This is a genomic window from Bradyrhizobium altum (assembly GCF_020889705.1).
Classification (GTDB): Bacteria; Pseudomonadota; Alphaproteobacteria; order Rhizobiales; family Xanthobacteraceae; genus Bradyrhizobium; species Bradyrhizobium altum.
In genome coordinates this window covers 1-16856 of the sequence record NZ_JACMYP010000195.1, presented here as the reverse complement: position 1 = coordinate 16856, position 16856 = coordinate 1, and the positions used below count along the sequence as shown (strand labels likewise).

Genomic DNA, 16856 nt, shown 5'->3' with positions numbered 1-16856 from the left:
TTGGCAGTCTCAGCGTGGTCGCCTTGATCAACCAGCACAAGGCGATCCGTGCCAACGACGACAGCATGTTCGCGGCATCCAGCATGGTTGAGGAGGCGGTCAATCTGAGCGCCGGTGATGCTTCGACTTCGCGGACTCGCCGGCTCATCATCGGCCGCGGTTGCGATCTGCTCGACAAGGCGGACCAAGGGACAACGAACGATCCCCCGATCAACGGGGTTGTAACCTGCCGGCTCGAGCGCGGAGCCCGGCGCGAGGCACTGCACGAAGACAAGGAGGCGCGCAAGGAATTCAGCGACGCCATCGAACGCGCGGCGCTGAGTCATCAGAGCCGTGCGCGCGTTGATGCTGCATTGGCTCTTCTGCAGGCACGCCAAGCCTATGCCGAGTATCTGATGCGACAGAAAGATACCGATGGCGCCAGCCACGCATATGCCGATCTGCTCGAGGACGCCCGGCGGCTCGGCAAGGAGCATGATGGGCGCGCGCAAATTGTCCGGTTCGAGGCCGAGGCGCAGGGCCAGACGGGCGACCTGCACGCTGCCGCAAATCGCCACCAGGAGGCGGCCGACAGCTATTCCGCTGGTGCCGACGCGCTGAAGCGCTTGCTCGACGCCCGTAGGTCCGACGGTCGCACCGAGGATGATCAGGTCGTCGCATGGCGGGTGCGCCTGTTCCGGCTGGCGGGCCAGCAATATGTCACGCTTGATCGGCCGGATCCTGCGGCCGAGCAGTTCAAGCTTGCTGTCGGTGCCGGCTCATCCGATGACGGCAAGCCCGCCGACGCATCCGTCGCGTATGAGGTGGCTATCGCCCAGGCATACACACTCCTGATTGAGCGCAAGCGCGGAAATGCCGCCGCTGCCGCGGATGCCAAACAGGGGGCCCTCAACAGCGTCGACGCGATCGCAGCTTCCGATGCGGGGGCTGGCCTCAAGCGGCTCGCCGCCGATCTCAAGCGCTGGATCGAACAGCAGGGGAATTGAGGATGGACATCTCCGGCAGCGCGCGCCTTGTGACCGCAACGCTGGCATCGTTCGTCGTGAGCGCGGCCGTGCTCGGCGGTGCCGGATATTCAGCGTCGCGTATCCTGGTCGCGCCGCCGCGAGACGTGTTCCGAGCCGCGGCGTTTGACATGGAGCTGGCGCGCGGCTGGTGGTGCGAACAGGACGACAGTGAATTTGTCTGCTCGCCGCCCGGCAAGCCTCCCCACGCGGCCATCGCGATCATCGCGATGAAGGAGCGCAATTCGCAGGACAATCTGCAGGCCTACGAGGACCACCTGAAGCAGCGGCAAAGGATCGGAGACGAAGCGACCGGCAAGCTGTCCGACGTCCGCTCTGTCGGACGCACGACGATTGGTTCGCACGAATGGGTCGAGGCGCTGCATTCCGGTTCGGAACTACCCAATTTCGACACCTACTATCTCGCCACCAACACATCAGAGCTCGGTATCCTCGTCACTCTGTCGGTGCACAAGGACTATGCCGACAAATATGTCGCCGAACTCAAGCAAATGATCACAACGCTCAAGATCTATCAGAGGTAAGACACGCCGCGCTCCAGCCACGCGGCTTTGGAGAGCCGGTCAGACCGCAACCTTGATCCGGCGATTCTGGCGGCCCTTGTTGTCGATCTTGACGATGCGCGCAGGGCGGGCCTGCCCGGTCGACGTCAGATGGGTGCCGCCGCAGGCCTGCCGGTCGAGACCGAGGATCTCGACGATCCGAACAAGGCCATCCTCCCCGACCGGCGGAGCGACGGCCTTGCTGCGAAACAATCCGGGTGTGGCTTCTGCTTCGGAATGCGCCATGAAGGCGGCGCTCACCGCAAGGTCCTGCCGGACGATGTCGTTCAGCGGTGCCTCGAGCGCCCGCAGTCGTTCATTGTCGGCGCCGGGCAGATCGAAATCGACCCGGAAGCTGCCGTCGGCATTGAGTTGCGCCCCGGTCAGAAGCGCGCCGCCGAACTGCGTATAGACCAGTGCGTTGACGACGTGGGCGAGCGTGTGCAACTCGCACATCAATGCGCGAAATGCCGGCTCGACTTCGAGCATGACCTTGCCGGAGATCAGGCTGTCGCCCGGGACCATGTGCCAGAGGCCGCGTTCGTCACGTGCGAGGGCGGTCACCGGCAGCACGCCGCCGGACCATCTCAGGACACCCTGGTCCGGAAGCTGCCCGCCCCCTCCGGGAAAGAACGGCGAGCGTTCGACGAGGACGGCGCCGGGCCTTGCGTCGCGCACCTCGGCTTCGAGCTGCAGGATTTCGGGATGATCGTGATAGAAGGCACGCGACATCGATGACGCGCCTATTCCGCCGGCTTCGCGGCCGCCGGCGCCTGCGTAGCCACGGGCGGCTTCGGCGCCTTGTCGACTTTCTTCGACCAGGAGCGGTAATAGGCGAGCACGGTCATCAGCACGATGCCGATCGCGCTGACCAGGATCTGCATCCAGAGGCTGCCGGAGACCTCGACCAGCACCACATGCGCGACCACGGCAAGGAACACGCCCGAGCAGAACACCTCGAGCGACTGCTGGCCGCATTTGATGATCGGCTGGAATATCGGCCATTCGTATCCAGCCCATTCGCGCGGCAGGAAGCGCGTGACGAAGAAGGCCAGCACCACGAAGTGCAGCACGCGATAGGGCGCGAGGTTGGTCTTGTCGTTCGGATTGAAGGCGTCGTAGAGCCAGGGCGGTATCGCCTGGCCCAGCTCCGGAAATCGGCCCGCCAGCGTCATGATCAGTGCGAACAACAGATAGGCGCCGCCGAGCCACAGGAAGGCGCGCGAGCGGATGAATGTGATCGATTCGCCGGCGCCGCCGAGCGCGAACCAGCCGCCGAACACGAACAGGAACTGCCAGCAGAACGGATTGAAGTACCATGAGCCGCCTGGATAGGCCGGCAGATTCCAGCCGAAATGCCGTGCGGCGAGATAGAGCAGGAACGAGGCCGCCAGCGTCAGATTGAGCTTCCGCAGCATCGCCCACAGCACCAGCGGATAGACCAGCATCAGCGCGATGTAGAGCGGCAGCACGTCCATGTTGACCGGTTTGAACGCCAGCAGCAGGCCTTGATAGAGCGTCTCGGCCGGGTTCTGCATGAAGCCCGCGACGTTGAATTCGTTCTCGAGATTGGGGTCGTGATAGCGCTGCGCGAGATAGCCGATCTCGGCGATGTAGATCACGAACAGCAGGACATGCGCGACATAGATCTGCCACGCCCGCTTGATCAGCCGGGTGGCGCCGATCACGGTGCCGCGCTCCAGCATCATGCGCGCATAGACAAAGGACGCGGTGTAGCCGGAGATGAAGACGAACAGATCGGCCGCGTCGCTGAAGCCGAAATTCTTCTGCGTGATCCAGTTCACCGCGTTGTTCGGGATGTGATCGAGATAGATCGCCCAGTTGGCGAAGCCGCGCAGCAGATCGAGGCGATAGTCGCGGCCACGCGGCGGCAGAACAGCCTTGACGTCCATCGGTTCGCTCCCATCCCAGTGCCCGCGCGTTCTGCCGCGAGGCGTCCACCGCGTCATACTAGAACAGGATTTCGACGATTGGGTATTGGTTTTCTGGGAGGGTTGGCAGTCAACACCGCCGAACCACAATGAATTTGGATCAAATCGTTCGGGCCGCGAACCACTCTTCGGCAGACAGTGCGTAGGATGGGTGGAGCCAACGGGTCCGCGCAACGCGCGGCCCGATGATAAACTCCGCGAAACCCATCGCTCCGTGCCAGCCCAACCGATGATGGGTTTCGCTGCGCTCTACCCATCCTACCAGAGTCGGGGCCGCGCACCGGCGCAGCTAACGCTGAACGAACCCGTCATGTAGCGTGGTGAACAGCGTCTTGCCCTTCTTCACCAGATCGTATTTGCGGCCATAGAGCAGCCAGACCGCGGTCAAGTGGCACATGCCGCCCATCATCAGCGACATCGCGGTGTAGGGATCGAGGTTGCGGCGATAGGTGCCGGCGCGGATCGCCTGCTTGATCAGCTGCACGTAGCGCAGCGCATATTTGTCGACCGCTTTCTTGACCCGCGGCTCGGCGGCGAGGACGCTCGGCCATATCTCCAGGAAGAACACGCGGCCCCAACTCGGGTTGTCCTTGATGTACTGGAAGTTGGTCAGGAAGATGATGCGAAGCTGCTCGACGGGGTCGCCGCCCTTCACCAGCAGCGGCTCGGTCTTCTGATACAGCGCTTCGAAATTGCCCTCGGGCACATCCAGCACCAGCGCGCGCTTGTCCTCGAAATAATCATAGATGCTGGAGAGCGGTACTTTCGCCACGGTAGCGATCTCGGTGAGCGAGGTGCCGTCGATGCCCCGCTGGCCGAACAGCTTGGTCGCTGCCGAGAGGATCTGTTCGCGCCGATCGCGGCTGCGTTGTTGCTTGAGCTTGAGCGTCGTCCCCGAAGCCACTTCCTTCTCCCATCCCGCAAAAACAGTAAGACAGCGAAAGTGGATCACCAAGAACTATTGCAACATAAAGTGGAAGAGGCCGTTGTCAGATTGACGCGTTCCGCCGTCGATGGTTGCGGAACGCGTTGCGGGCGATGATCTGCCGCATGATTTCGGATGTGCCATCCAGAATGCGGACCACTCGTGTTTCCCGCCAGATCCGCTCGATCGGCAGGTCCCTGGAATAACCGGCACCACCGAACAGCTGCATGGTCATGTCGGCCACCCGCTGCACCATGTCGGCGCCGGTATATTTGGACAGTGCCGCCGCGGCGGTGCGGGCGGCGGCGTCGCCCTGGTCATAACGCCAGGCCGCCTCATAGGCGACCAGGCGTGCGGCATGCAGCGCGCTCGCCATGTCGGCGATCTGCCATTCGATGCCTTGATGGTCGCGCAACTTGCGTCCGAACGCTTCGCGATTCGAGACATGATCGAGCGCGTAGTCCAGCAGCTGGCTCGCTGCGCCGACGCAATAGGCGCCCCAATGCGTGCGCCCGGCATCCAGGCACCGCATCGCGATGGCAAATCCTTCTCCCTCCTGGCCGAGCAGGTTCTCACGCGGAACGCGGCAGCCTTCGAAGATCACCTCGGCATGCGCGGAACCACGGCCGGCGGCCATCTCGACCAGGCGGCCGATGGCGAGGCCCGGCGTCTTGGCGTCGACGACAAACGCCGCGATGCCCTTCGCGCCCGCCGACGGGTCGAGCGTGGCGAACACCGTGAAGACGCCGGCGACCGGCGCATTGGTGATGTAGGTCTTGCGGCCGTCGAGCACGTAATGATCGCCGTCCCGCCGCGCCCTGGTCTGGATGCCGGCGGCATCCGATCCGGCGCTCGGCTCGGTCAGCGCGAAGGCGCCGATCATGCGGCCGCTGGCGAGCTCGGGCAACCATCTGTCGCGAACCGCGGGCTGCGCGAAGAACTCGATCGCCTTCGAGCCGATATGAACGTTCACCCCGCTCAGATAGTAGAAGGCGGTGTGCGCCTTCGCCAGCTCTTCGATTGCAAGGCAGCTGCCGAGCATCGGGAGGCCGAGCCCGCCGAATTGCTTCGGCGTGTTGGTGCCGAACAATCCCATCCTGCGCAGGCCAGCCATCGCGCTCTCCGGCACCTCGCCGGTTGCCTCGATCGCGGCATCATGGGGCTTGAGCTCGCTGCACACGAATTCACGTACCCGGCCTTGCAGAACGCGGAGATCGTCGGGAAGATCGAATTGCATGACCTCACCAAAATTCGAATAATCTTCGAAAAATGTGCGCCGTCATTCCGGCGGTGTCAAGATTTTGCAGGAGCGCCGGCGAACAAGGCGGTGTTAGCAGGTACTGGGTGAGAGCAGCCGGGAAGGTCGGAATTCTGTTCCCGATGCTTTCCGCCGCAAGTTTGTCCATTTCTTGCGCGATAAAACCACGAGTTGTGAATAGGCAATCTGTCGCTGGGGGAAGAAATGACGCTGCACTCGCTTCGATCGGCTCGTTCCGCACGCATCTTCATCGGCCTTGCCGCAGCCCTTGTGATCGGGCTTGCGTCGCCGGCTATTGCACAACGATCGCCTGCCGGCGATACGCTGGCCCGCGTGCTCGTGCTCGGCACCGGCGGCACCATCGCGGGCCAGGCCAATGCACGCGCCGGCAATGCCTATGATTCGGGCAAGGTCAGCGCGGCGAACCTGATCGCCGCCATTCCAGGGATCGACAAACTCGCCCAGATCTCGGCCGAGCAGATCTCGTCGATCGGCTCGCAGGACATGAATGACAAGGTCTGGTTCGACCTCGTCAAGCGCATCCGCGCGGCTGTTGACAACAAGGAAGTCGACGGCATCGTCATCACGCATGGCACGGACACGATGGAGGAGACGGCTTTCTTCCTGCAAAACGTGCTGGACACCGAGATGCCGGTCGTGTTGGTCGGATCGATGCGGCCATCGACCGCGATCGGGGCCGATGGCCCGGCCAATCTCTACGAGGCGATGCGGGTCGCATCGGCGCCGGAATCCCGCGGGCGCGGCGTGCTCGTGGTGCTCAACGACACCATCCATGCCGCGCGCTGGGTACAGAAGACCAATACGACCAGCGTCGAGACGTTCCGTTCGCCCGACGCCGGTCCGGTCGGTTACGTCGACACCGGCTCGCTGCGTTTCCTGCAACCGGCCGCACCGGTCAAAACTGCCAAGCTGAAGCTGCCGGACGCGCCGCCCTTGCCGCGGGTCGACATCATCTATTCGCACGCCAACATGGATGCCGCGGAGGTCGAGGATGCGGTCAAGCGCGGCGCCAAGGGCATCGTGCTGGCCGGCGTCGGTGACGGCAATTCATCAAAGGGCGCGATCGATGCGCTGGCGGCCGCGGCGAAGCAGGGTGTAGTCGTGGTGCGTTCCACTCGGGTTGGCTCGGGCTATGTCAATCGCAACGTCGAGGTCGAGGACGACAAGCTCGGCTTTGCGGTCTCGCTCGATCTCAATCCGCAGAAGGCGCGCGTCCTGCTTGAGCTCCTGATCGCCAACGGCGTCACGGAGTCCTCGACGGTTCAACAGGCGTTCGCGCGGTAGACCGTGAGTTCCGACGGGCCGCCCGCGGGTCTCGCCGCCGCTGGTTCCGCGGACGCCTGCGTTGTTCGCCGCGCCGCGAGCAGCAGGCCGCGGGCTTCCGCGATGCGCGACATCACGGTGGTGACGGGAACGCCGGTGACCTCGGCGATCTCCTTGTAGGACAGATCGATCATTTCGCGCAGCGCGATGACCTCGCCGAGCGGCGCGGGCAGGTCGTCGACGAGTTGCCCGATTGTAGGCAGAGCGCGCCGGCCGGACTTTTCCTTGTTGCCGGCATCGTCCGTCGGCGAGCCGCAGCGGCCGAGCATCTCGCCAAGTTTTTCCTGGCAGACGGTTTTGAGGATCGCGAGCAGCCACGGCCTGATGGCGGTGCCACGAAAGCCGTCGAACTGGTGCAGTGCGCGCAGATAGCAGTCCTGCACCGCCTGTTCGGCGTCCGCCTCGGTTCGCATCAGCACCTGGGCGAACGCTAGGCATCGTCGAGCCATGGCAGCGCGGCGTCACGAAACTGCCGCGCCGTTTTATTCCCGGCTGTCGCACTACGCATCATAGGGTTGCATCTCGTGAATAGCTTTACCGTCAATCGGCGGAGTGGTATCAGGCTCCCCGCCGGAGTCGTGGACCGTCGCGCCAAGCGTAGGGACAGGAACGACATGCGCGTATCGGGCAGCAGGCGATCGATCGAGTCAGCGTCGTGGGCGTTCGGAGCACGGACCATGTCCGAGACACAGGTGCCCAACCGCTTCTCGATCTTCCATCGCGGGCTGGCGAAAGGGCCGGCCTATGAGGCCTGGCGCGAGGGAATTTGCCGCGGCTTCTGCCGGCTCGACGTCGGACCGACCGACGACAACCGCATCGATTGCCACAACGAGTTCACGCTGCTGCATTCGGTCGCGATCGCGACGCCACGCGGTGGCTCGGCCCGTTTTGCCCGCACCCGCGGGCTTCTGAGCGACGGCTGCGACGATCTCGTCCTGATCTTCGCGACGCGCGGCACGGTGCGGGTCACACAGGGCAGCAAGGCGATCGAGCTTAAGCGCGGCCAGATGTGCCTCACCGAGATGAATATCGTCGGCACCGCCGATCTCACCCAGTCCGGCAGCTTTACGACAACGCGGTTTCCGCGGCGCCTCTTGCTCCAGGTCGCCCCCATGGCCGAGACCCAGCTGGCGCGCCCGCTCGGGCGCGAGCTGGCGTTGAGCGCGATGATCGAGCGCTATTCCGCGCTCTGCACCGAGCTTGTCGGCGACCTCGACGTGCCGGGCCAGCAGGCGCCGGCGCATCATCTGGCCGATCTGGTCGGCCTCGTGCTCGGCAGCAGTGCCGAGCAGAGGGAGTTCGCCGCAAAGGACGGCGTGGCGAAGGCGCGGCTCGATCTGATGAAGGCCGATGTCCTGAAGAATCTCGACAATGGCAAGCTCACGATCGACGCCATAGCAAGGGCGAATGCGCTGAGCACGCGCCAGGCGCAACGCCTGTTCGCGGCCGAAAGGACCACGTTCTCGGAATATGTCCTGGAGCAGCGCCTGCTGCTGGCACGCCGGCTGCTGCTGCACGCGCAGGGCGCCGGCCGCAAGGTCAGCGACATCGCCTATGCGGTCGGCTTCAACGACCTGTCCTATTTCCACCGCGCGTTCCGCCGCAAGTTCGGCGCAGCGCCAGCGGAGATGCAGATGGAACTGGGGCGCCGGCATTGAACGCGTTGCGTGGCTGACGTAGATCAGGGGACCAGCTTCACCTCAACGCGTGTGGTCTCAATGCCCCTCTGGACCTGCGAACAATGCGGCGCGCAATTTCCTGAAACCGCGGCGCCGCCACCGTCCTGCCCGATCTGCGAGGACGAGCGGCAATATGTGAACTGGAAGGGACAGGTCTGGCTGACGCGCGAGGAGCTGGCGCAGCGGCATCGGCTGGTCTGGCACGACGATCTTGGCCTCGTTGGATTGGCGCTCGAGCCGTCCTTTGCGATCGGGCAGCGCGCGATGCTGGTGCCGGACCGCGGCGGCTGCGTGATGTGGGACTGCGTGCCGCTGGCGACGGCCGAGGCGATCGCGCATGTCAGGTCGCTCGGCGGCCTGAAGGCGATCGCGATCTCGCATCCGCATTATTATGGCGCGGTCGCCGACTGGAGCGCGGCGTTCGACGACGCGCCGGTCTATCTGCACGGCGACGATGCGCAATGGGTGACGCGGCCCTATCGGTCGATCGTGCCGTGGCAAGGCGACAGCCATCGCATCTCCGACGACATCCTGCTGGTGCGCGGCGGCGGCCATTTCGCCGGCGCCACCATGCTGCATTGGCGCAAGGGCGCCGACGGGCGCGGCGCGCTCTTGACCGGCGACATCGCGATGGTGGCGATGGACCGCCGCTCTCTGAGTTTCATGTACTCCTACCCGAACTACATTCCGCTCAACGCGGCCGCGGTCCGCCGCATCGCGCAGGCGGTCGAGCCCCTGGCGTTCGAGCGGGTCTACGGCGCCTGGTGGGGCAAGAACATCGCCGCCGATGCCAAAGCGGCGTTCGGCCGTTCGGTGCAGCGCTATATCGCGGCGATCGCGGACTGACGGTTCCCGCCCGCTTGTCTTGCCACCGAGCATGATCACGCTATATCAGGGCTTTCCCGCCCCTTTCCTAATTGTCCGAGTTTCGCATGACCACCACTGCCGCCGCCGAATCCCAGCCATTCCAGGCCGAGGTTGCCGAATTGCTGCACCTGATGGTGCATTCGGTCTATTCCGAGACCGATATCTTCCTGCGCGAGCTGATCTCGAACGCGTCGGATGCCTGCGACAAGTTGCGCTATGAGGCGATCGCCAATCCCGGCCTGATCACCGACGGCACGCCGCCGGAGATCAGGATCGTCCCGAACAAGGCGGCCGATACGCTGTCCGTGGTCGACACCGGCATCGGCATGGAGCGTCAGGAGCTGATAGACAATCTCGGCACCATCGCGCGCTCCGGCACCAGATCGTTCCTGTCGAAGCTCACCGAGGCCAAGGACGGCGCCAATCTGATCGGCCAGTTCGGCGTCGGCTTCTATGCCGCCTTCATGGTCGCCGAGAAGATCGTCGTCACCAGCCGCCGCGCCGGCTCTGACGAAGTGTGGGTATGGTCGTCGGAAGGCGGCAGCGGCTTCGAGATCGCGCCGGCAAGCGAGGAGGCCGCCCAGCGCGTCGCGCGCGGCACCGAGATCGTGCTGCATCTGAAGAAGGACGCCGCGAAATATCTCGAGGCTTACGAGATCGAGCGCATCGTCCGCGAATATTCCGACAACATCCAGTTCCCGATCCTCTTGGTGCCGGAGGAGGGCGAGCCGCGCCAGATCAACTCGGCGAGTGCGCTGTGGCAGCGCTCGAAATCCGAGCTCAAGCCGGAAGATTACGCGCAGGCCTACAAGCAGATCGCGGGTGCGTTCGACGAGCCGGCGATGACGCTGCATTACCGCGCCGAGGGCCGCCAGTCCTACGCCGTGCTGCTGTTCGCGCCGTCGCAAAAGCCGTTCGACCTGTTCCAGGTCGAGCGCAAGGGCAAGGTCAAGCTCTATGTCCGCCGCGTCTTCATCGCCGACGATGCCGATCTGCTGCCGGCGTACTTGCGCTTCATCCGCGGCGTGATCGACAGCGAGGATCTGCCGCTCAACATCTCGCGCGAGATGCTGCAGAACAATCCCCAGCTCGCCCAGATCCGCAAGGCCGTCACCAGCCGCGTGATCGGCGAGCTGGAAACGCTCGGCGAGAAGGAGCCGGAGACCTTTACGAAAATCTGGGACGCGTTCGGCCCGGTCATCAAGGAAGGCCTGTGGGAGGACTTCGAGCGCCGCGAGAAGCTATTGGCGCTGGCGCGCTTCACCACGACATCGGGCGAGAAGCGCTCGCTGAAGCAGATTGTCGACGACTTCAAGCCGAACCAGACCGAGATCTATTATCTGGTCGGCGACAGCGTCGAGCGGCTGAAGTCGAACCCGAAGCTGGAATCGGCGCGCGCCCGCGGCATCGAGGTGCTGCTGCTGACCGATCCCGTCGATGCGTTCTGGACCTCGGCGCCGCTCGAGTTCGGTGGCAAGCCGCTGAAGTCGCTGAGCCAGGGCGATGTCGATTTCGGCCTGATCCCGCTGGTCGACGACAAGTCCGAGGATAAGAAGGACGAGCCCGCAGCCGATGCCGCGACCACGATCGCCGTGATCAAGGACGCGCTCGGCGAGCGCGTCTCGGATGTGCGCGCCTCGCAGCGGCTGACCGCGAGCGCGTCGTGCCTGGTCGCTGGCGGCGATGCGCGCGACCGCGCGCTGGAGCGGCTGCTCGCCCAGCAGAACCGCGGCGAGATCACCAAACCGATCCTCGAGATCAATTTGCGCCATCCGCTGGTCGCAGCGCTCGCGGCCGACACCGCGCAGGCGAGGGATCTGTCGCTGTTGCTGTTCGAGCAGGCGCAGATCCTCGACGGCGAGATGCCCGACGACCCGGCCGCCTTCGCCAGCCGCCTGAACCAGCTCGTGCTGCGGGGCTTGGGGAAGTAGAGGCACTCGTAGCCCTCTTATCCCGTCATCCTGAGGAGCGCGCTGTTGCGCGCGTCTCGAAGGATGCACGGCCGAGCTGTTGCAGCGAGGCCGTACAATGCTTCGAGACGGCCGCTGCGCGGCCTCCTCAGCATGACGGGACTGGCAGTTCGTAGCCCGGATGGAGCGTAGCGCAATCCGGGGCACTTCAACCGCCGAGGAAGATCCCGGATTTCGCTGCGCTTCATCCGGGCTACGGTTTCGCAGACAGACAAACAATGCGGCGCGCCTCACACCGGCGCTTGACAGGCTGTCGCCTCAGTGATGTTATGTTATAACATTACATAAATCCAGTGCCCCATGCCCCGCCGCCGCCCATCCCTCCAGCAACTGTTTGATCTCGATGCAAAAACTCCCCGTCACCATCTTGTCCGGCTTCCTCGGGGCTGGAAAGACCACTTTGCTGAACCACGTGCTGAACAACCGCCGCGGCCTGAAGGTTGCGGTGATTGTGAACGACATGAGCGAGGTGAACATCGACGCCGACCTCGTCCGCGATGGCGGTGCGAACCTGTCCCGGACTGACGAAAAACTGGTCGAGATGAGCAATGGCTGCATCTGCTGCACCCTGCGCGACGATCTGCTGAAGGAGGTGCGCGCGCTCGCCGAGAGCGGCCGCTTCGATTATCTCCTGATCGAATCGACCGGCATCTCCGAGCCGCTGCCGGTCGCCGCGACGTTCGAGTTTCGCGATCAAGATGGCCGGAGCCTGTCCGACGTCGCGCGCCTCGACACCATGGTCACGGTGGTCGACGCCGCCAATCTCTTGAAGGACTATGCCTCGACCGATTTCCTCAGCCAGCGCGGCGAGGCGCTCGACGGCGACAAGCGCACGCTGGTTGATCTCCTGGTCGAGCAGATCGAGTTCGCCGACGTCGTGGTGCTCAACAAGGTCGACGACGCGACGCCGGCCGAGCGCGCGACCGCGGCGACCATCGTGCGCGCGCTCAATCCCGACGCCGATCTCGTTGAGGCGAATTTCGCAAAAGTCCCGTTCGACCGCGTGCTCGATACCGGCCGCTTCGCCTATGAGCGCGCGCAGCAGCATCCGCTTTGGCACAAGGAGCTCTACGGCTTTGCCGAGCACGTGCCGGAGACCGAGGAGTACGGCATCGCGAGCTTCGTCTATCGCGCGCGGCGCCCGTTCGATCCGGTGCGGTTTCACGGCTTCCTGCGCGAGAGCTGGCAAGGCGTGATCCGCGCCAAGGGCCATTTCTGGATCGCGACGCGTCCGGATTGGTGCGGCGAGATGAGCCACGCCGGCGCGATCGTCCGGACCGAAGGCCTCGGCTCGTGGTGGGCCGCGATCCCGCGCGAGCGTTGGCCGGATCATCCGGACTGGCGGCTGATGATGCAGCGGAGCTGGAACGATCTCTACGGTGATCGCCGGCAGGAACTGGTCTTCATCGGCTCCGACATGAACGAAGTCGATATTCGCCGCCGCCTCGACGCCTGCCTCGTCGCGGGCCGGCCGGGCATGGACCCGCAGGCCTGGGCAAAACTCCGCGATCCGTTTCCGCCGTGGAGAAGAGCCGGCGAGGTGGCGGGAGGCATGTTAGGGACGCGCGTAGTCCTGCAGCCAGGATTGATCTAGATCCCGTCTTCCTGAGGAGCCGCGAAGCGGCGTCTCGAAGGATCGACGGCCCGGCTGGTGGCCGTGCATCCTTCGAGGCTCGCTGCGCTCGCACCTCAGGATGACGGGATTTCGCTCCGTCCGTGCTGCCAAAACCCGATCTCAAACCGCTCGTATCTGCTAGAGAGTCTTGCAGGGGCGGAAACAGCACGGCGTTGCGATGGCTGGCGGCAGCGAGATCTTCTACGGCGGCATTCCGGTGTTTCGCGGTTTCGCGCGCCTGATGGATCCGGCGCTGTATGCGCCGTTGCCCGACGACTGGACGGTCGGCGTCGCCGATATCGTCGAGTCGACCAAGGCGATCGCGGCGCAGCGCTACAAGGCGGTCAACATGGCCGGTGCCGCGGTGGTCGCCGCCGTCACCAATGCGCTGGATGGCCGCGAATTCCCGTTCGTGTTCGGCGGCGATGGCGCGAGCTTCGCGGTCGCGCCCGCCGATCTCGACAGGGCGCGCGAGGCACTCGCCGCGACGGCACGCTGGGTGCGCGATGATCTCGATCTGGTGCTGCGGGTGGCGTTGGTGCCGATCGCGGCGATCCGCGCCGCGGGGGCCGACGTGCGCGTCGCGCGCTTCGGGCCGTCGGCCAATCTGTCCTATGCGATGTTCTCCGGCGGCGGTCTTGCGTTTGCCGATGCCGCGATGAAGCGCGGCGCGTTCGCGCTCGATCCGGCGCCTGAGGGCACGCAACCCGATCTGTCCGGCCTGTCCTGCCGCTTCGAAGTGATGCCCTCAGTGCGTGGCGTCATCCTCTCGGTGCTGGTGCTGCCGGCGAAGGATGCCGATCCCGCCGCCTTCCGCAAGGTGATCGAAGACCTCGTCGTCCGGATCGAGAAAAGCCCCGACGCGGGACGGCCGGTGCCGCCGGGCGGCCCGCCGCTGCGCTTTCCGCCGCAGGGCATCGAATACGAAGCGCGCGCCAAGCGGTTCGGCGGACCGCTGGCGATGCGACGCGCCGCGGTGCTCGGTTTCGCGCTCTGGGCCTTTGTCGTGTTTCGGCTCGGCCTCAAGGTCGGCACGTTCGCGCCAAAGCTCTATCTGCAGCAGGTGGTCGAGAACTCAGATTTCCGCAAGTTCGACGACGGCCTGCGCATGATCCTGGATTGCACGCCGGAGCTTGCTGCCGAGCTCGAGCAGCGCCTGGTCGCCGCAGCCGGGCAGGGCATCGTGCGCTATGGCCTGCACGAGCAGGATGCCGCGATGATGACCTGCTTCACGCCGTCGGTGATGCGCGCCGACCACGTCCACTTCATCGACGGCGCCCGCGGCGGCTACGCCTCGGCCGCCACCGTGCTGAAGACGCGCGCGGTGCAAGTTGTCGCAACATCGGGATTCTGCTCCCTCTCACGCTTGCGGGGGAGGTGAAGGATAATCCCGCCTCGCGTTTACCGCCCCACCCGCGTCCAGGTCTCGCCGCCGCATAGCGCGCCGACGCAGCCTTCGACGCGCAGCGCGCTTTCGCCGGTCACCGAGACGCTGCTCGCATAGGTGCCGCCATCGTCGGCATTGTAGATCTGGCCCGACCATTTGCCCGCGGCAACCGGCTGCATGCCGGAGAACAGCGGCAGCCCGATGATCGGCCGGTTGGCCAGCGACGGATTGGGATTCTTGTTGTCGACCTGCGGCTTGCCGGTCATCGGATCGATCGGGTCGCGCAGGCTCACCACCACGCCGCAGATGCCGCCGCCGCATTTGCTGACCTTGACGCGGGCATCGCCGGCCTGGGTCTGCCAGACGCCGAAAGGCTCAGGCGCGTTTTGCGCATGTGCGGCAGGCACAGCGAGTGCCGTCGCAATGATTGCGATCACGAATCCGAATTTGCAGGCCATGACGTGTCCCCCAAGAGGTCGGCCTGCATAACAAGTCGAAAGATTTCTGCAATGTAATAATCGCGCGATCGGGCGGGCACGATCCGGAAAATTTTATAGCTTTTTCCGAGGCCGCCATGCTCCGGCAAGGCTCGGAAGGGTGGCGATGCCTTGTCGCGACCGGCGCAGCGCGAGCCTCGGCCCTCCAGGTCTAGCCCCAGCGGGTCAGCTTGATCGAGATGATGGTCGCGAGGCCGAAGGCCACCATCGCACCGCCGACCAGCGCAAACAGCGTCCACGCCGGGGCGCTCGCGGTGGCGAGCCACCACCCGCCGATGCCGACCAGCAACAGGCGGATGGTCCCGGCCAGCACCGGCCCGCCGACCTTGGCCGCGCCTTGCGAGGAAAAATACAGGCAGACGCCGACGCCGAAGAAGCCGAAGGCCGGGCCGGCCAGCGCGAAATAGGACGAGGCCGCGGCAGTCACGCCCGGATCGGTGGTGAACAGCGCAATCCACAGCGTCGGCTTGAGTGCGACCACGAATCCGACCACTCCGACGACAAGTCCGGCAACCGTGCCGGCGGTCCACGCCACCTTGCGGGCCCGCGTCACCAGTCCCGCACCAACAGCCATGCCGACCATCGGCACCGAGGCGACGCCGACCGCGAATGCGATCGGGATCAGCAGGAATTCCAGCCGCGAGCCCATGCCGTATCCGGCCAGCGTCTCGGTGCCGAAGCTAGCGAGGATCTTGGTGAAGATCAGGATCGTCAGCACGCTCTGCAGCGGCGACAGGCAGGAGATCGCGCCCACTTTCAGGATGTCCAGGAACATCGCACGCTGGAAGCTGAAGGCGGCGAAGTCGAGCTTCAACCGGCTGCGGCCGCTGGCGAGATACCAGGCAAGGAAGATCGCACCACACGTGAACGCCGTGAGCTGGCCTGCGGCGACGCCACGCATGCCGAGGCTCGGCATGCCGAACAGCCCGAGACCGAACACGCCGCCGACCGCGATCTGGATCATCGAGACGGTTATCAGCGTCATCGAGGGGACGCGCATGTCGCCGGTGCCGCGCACGACGGAGGCGAGCGTGTTGACCAGCCAGATTGAGACCGCGCCGGAGAACAGCACCTGCGAGTAATGCATCGACTGCTCGAGCACGCCGCCGCGTCCGCCGAGCAGCGCATAGAAGTCGCGGCCGAAGCCCAGCATCATCACGGTGAAGAACAACCCGGCGCACCCACCGATGATCGCCGCATGCAACGCCAGGTCCGCGGCGCGGTCGCGGTCGCCGGCGCCGAGCGCGCGGCTGATCGCGGACGAGACGCCGCCGCCCATCGCGCCGGCCGACATCATCTGCGTCAGCATCGCGAACGGAAACACCAGCGCGATGCCGGCCAGCGGCTCGGTGCCGAGCCGGCCGATATAGGAGGTCTCGGCGACCGCGACCAGCGTCGAACCGAACATCGCGATCGTGTTGGGGACCGCGAGCTTGAGCAGCGTCGGCAGGATCGGCGCCGTCAGCAAATGATCGACCGGCACCGCAGGCGTGGCCGCGGCCGGGTTGATGTCGTCGATCGAGGCATCGATGGTCATGCGTCACGGCTCACTTCGCAACCGGGAGAGGGGCGCACTGCAATTCGACGCCAGTGAACCAGGCTCGCAATCAATAAATGATGATCGACATGTTACGTGTTCGGGCTAGTGCTCGCCACCCGCGCCCGCGCAGGGGTCACCACGGCAGGCCGCATAGGTCGATCTTGCCCTGGCGCGGCGCGCGGACGATGTCGTTGACGAACGGCGCCATCGCCTCGAAGCGGATCTGCCCGGAGGGCTGTTCGCAAGTGACTTCGC

At 65.1% G+C, this 16856-nt stretch carries 14 protein-coding genes and 1 pseudogene; 8 read left to right on the top strand and 7 right to left on the bottom strand.

The features are described from left to right. Together H8B02_RS34020 and H8B02_RS34015 are read left to right on the top strand one after the other, a co-directional pair. A pseudogene (locus H8B02_RS34020) lies at positions 1-986 on the top strand (hypothetical protein); the annotation flags it as partial. Between the two features lie 2 nt (positions 987-988). Then, the gene (locus tag H8B02_RS34015; RefSeq protein WP_229170230.1) at positions 989-1549 is read left to right on the top strand and encodes a hypothetical protein; all 561 of its coding nucleotides are present in this window, start codon (positions 989-991) and stop codon (positions 1547-1549) included. Between the two features lie 39 nt (positions 1550-1588). Here H8B02_RS34015 and H8B02_RS34010 read toward each other — a convergent pair whose 3' ends face one another. From H8B02_RS34010 to H8B02_RS33995, 4 genes are all read right to left on the bottom strand, one after another. Continuing rightward, positions 1589-2299, bottom strand: a complete 711-nt coding sequence (locus H8B02_RS34010; protein WP_229170229.1) for an alanyl-tRNA editing protein — start codon at positions 2297-2299, stop codon at positions 1589-1591. A gap of 11 nt (positions 2300-2310) precedes the next feature. Continuing rightward, complete coding sequence (locus H8B02_RS34005) at positions 2311-3480, bottom strand: OpgC domain-containing protein (protein ID WP_229170228.1); 1170 nt, start codon at positions 3478-3480, stop codon at positions 2311-2313. Positions 3481-3808: 328 nt separating this feature from the next. After that, a complete protein-coding gene (locus tag H8B02_RS34000) occupies positions 3809-4423 on the bottom strand; it encodes a TetR/AcrR family transcriptional regulator (RefSeq protein WP_229170227.1) in 615 nt (204 codons plus the stop codon). A gap of 85 nt (positions 4424-4508) precedes the next feature. Then, complete coding sequence (locus H8B02_RS33995; protein WP_229170226.1) at positions 4509-5681, bottom strand: acyl-CoA dehydrogenase family protein; 1173 nt, start codon at positions 5679-5681, stop codon at positions 4509-4511. Between the two features lie 225 nt (positions 5682-5906). Here H8B02_RS33995 and H8B02_RS33990 point away from each other — a divergent pair, with 225 nt between their 5' ends. Next, positions 5907-7007: an asparaginase gene (locus H8B02_RS33990; protein ID WP_229170225.1), complete on the top strand. Its 1101-nt coding sequence runs from the start codon at positions 5907-5909 to the stop codon at positions 7005-7007. On the opposite strand, the gene H8B02_RS33985 is transcribed toward H8B02_RS33990, so the two are convergent. Beyond that, positions 6986-7459, bottom strand: a complete 474-nt coding sequence (locus H8B02_RS33985; RefSeq protein ID WP_229170224.1) for a sigma factor-like helix-turn-helix DNA-binding protein — start codon at positions 7457-7459, stop codon at positions 6986-6988. The two genes, H8B02_RS33990 and H8B02_RS33985, sit on opposite strands and share 22 nt — an antisense overlap. 264 nt (positions 7460-7723) lie before the next feature. Between H8B02_RS33985 and H8B02_RS33980 the strand changes: the two genes are divergently transcribed. The 5 genes from H8B02_RS33980 (at position 7724) to H8B02_RS33960 (ending at position 14558) form a co-directional block, all read left to right on the top strand. Further along, positions 7724-8704 (top strand): AraC family transcriptional regulator, encoded by a 981-nt coding sequence (locus H8B02_RS33980; protein WP_229170223.1) that lies wholly within the window; start codon positions 7724-7726, stop codon positions 8702-8704. Positions 8705-8764: 60 nt separating this feature from the next. After that, entirely contained in the window at positions 8765-9571 is an 807-nt protein-coding gene (locus H8B02_RS33975; RefSeq protein ID WP_229170222.1) for an MBL fold metallo-hydrolase, read from the top strand. Positions 9572-9657: 86 nt separating this feature from the next. Next, positions 9658-11523, top strand: a complete 1866-nt coding sequence (gene htpG / locus H8B02_RS33970; RefSeq protein ID WP_229170221.1) for a molecular chaperone HtpG — start codon at positions 9658-9660, stop codon at positions 11521-11523. A 382-nt stretch (positions 11524-11905) separates the two neighbouring features. Then, the gene (gene zigA / locus H8B02_RS33965) at positions 11906-13156 is read left to right on the top strand and encodes a zinc metallochaperone GTPase ZigA (RefSeq protein ID WP_229170220.1); all 1251 of its coding nucleotides are present in this window, start codon (positions 11906-11908) and stop codon (positions 13154-13156) included. 199 nt (positions 13157-13355) lie between these two features. Beyond that, on the top strand, positions 13356-14558 hold the full coding sequence (locus H8B02_RS33960; protein WP_229170219.1) for a DUF3095 domain-containing protein: 1203 nt from the start codon (positions 13356-13358) through the stop codon (positions 14556-14558). Positions 14559-14578: 20 nt separating this feature from the next. Here the strand turns inward: H8B02_RS33960 and H8B02_RS33955 are convergent, their stop codons facing one another. Together H8B02_RS33955 and H8B02_RS33950 are read right to left on the bottom strand one after the other, a co-directional pair. Then, complete coding sequence (locus H8B02_RS33955; RefSeq protein ID WP_229170218.1) at positions 14579-15022, bottom strand: DUF2147 domain-containing protein; 444 nt, start codon at positions 15020-15022, stop codon at positions 14579-14581. Positions 15023-15212: 190 nt separating this feature from the next. Then, the gene (locus H8B02_RS33950) at positions 15213-16598 is read right to left on the bottom strand and encodes an MATE family efflux transporter (protein WP_229170217.1); all 1386 of its coding nucleotides are present in this window, start codon (positions 16596-16598) and stop codon (positions 15213-15215) included. Positions 16599-16856 lie beyond the last annotated feature (258 nt).

What these genes read in the sequence shown, in the direction of transcription:
- H8B02_RS33985 (WP_229170224.1), bottom strand. Translation starts at nt 7,459, where the DNA reads ATGCGAACCGAGGCGGACGCCGAACAGGCGGTGCAGGACTGCTATCTG.
- H8B02_RS33955 (WP_229170218.1), bottom strand. Translation starts at nt 15,022, where the DNA reads ATGGCCTGCAAATTCGGATTCGTGATCGCAATCATTGCGACGGCACTC.
- H8B02_RS33990 (WP_229170225.1), top strand. Translation starts at nt 5,907, where the DNA reads ATGACGCTGCACTCGCTTCGATCGGCTCGTTCCGCACGCATCTTCATC.
- H8B02_RS33980 (WP_229170223.1), top strand. Translation starts at nt 7,724, where the DNA reads ATGTCCGAGACACAGGTGCCCAACCGCTTCTCGATCTTCCATCGCGGG.
- htpG (WP_229170221.1), top strand. Translation starts at nt 9,658, where the DNA reads ATGACCACCACTGCCGCCGCCGAATCCCAGCCATTCCAGGCCGAGGTT.
- H8B02_RS34010 (WP_229170229.1), bottom strand. Translation starts at nt 2,299, where the DNA reads ATGTCGCGTGCCTTCTATCACGATCATCCCGAAATCCTGCAGCTCGAA.
- H8B02_RS33950 (WP_229170217.1), bottom strand. Translation starts at nt 16,598, where the DNA reads ATGACCATCGATGCCTCGATCGACGACATCAACCCGGCCGCGGCCACG.
- H8B02_RS34015 (WP_229170230.1), top strand. Translation starts at nt 989, where the DNA reads ATGGACATCTCCGGCAGCGCGCGCCTTGTGACCGCAACGCTGGCATCG.
- H8B02_RS34005 (WP_229170228.1), bottom strand. Translation starts at nt 3,480, where the DNA reads ATGGACGTCAAGGCTGTTCTGCCGCCGCGTGGCCGCGACTATCGCCTC.
- H8B02_RS33995 (WP_229170226.1), bottom strand. Translation starts at nt 5,681, where the DNA reads ATGCAATTCGATCTTCCCGACGATCTCCGCGTTCTGCAAGGCCGGGTA.
- H8B02_RS33975 (WP_229170222.1), top strand. Translation starts at nt 8,765, where the DNA reads ATGCCCCTCTGGACCTGCGAACAATGCGGCGCGCAATTTCCTGAAACC.
- zigA (WP_229170220.1), top strand. Translation starts at nt 11,906, where the DNA reads ATGCAAAAACTCCCCGTCACCATCTTGTCCGGCTTCCTCGGGGCTGGA.
- H8B02_RS33960 (WP_229170219.1), top strand. Translation starts at nt 13,356, where the DNA reads ATGGCTGGCGGCAGCGAGATCTTCTACGGCGGCATTCCGGTGTTTCGC.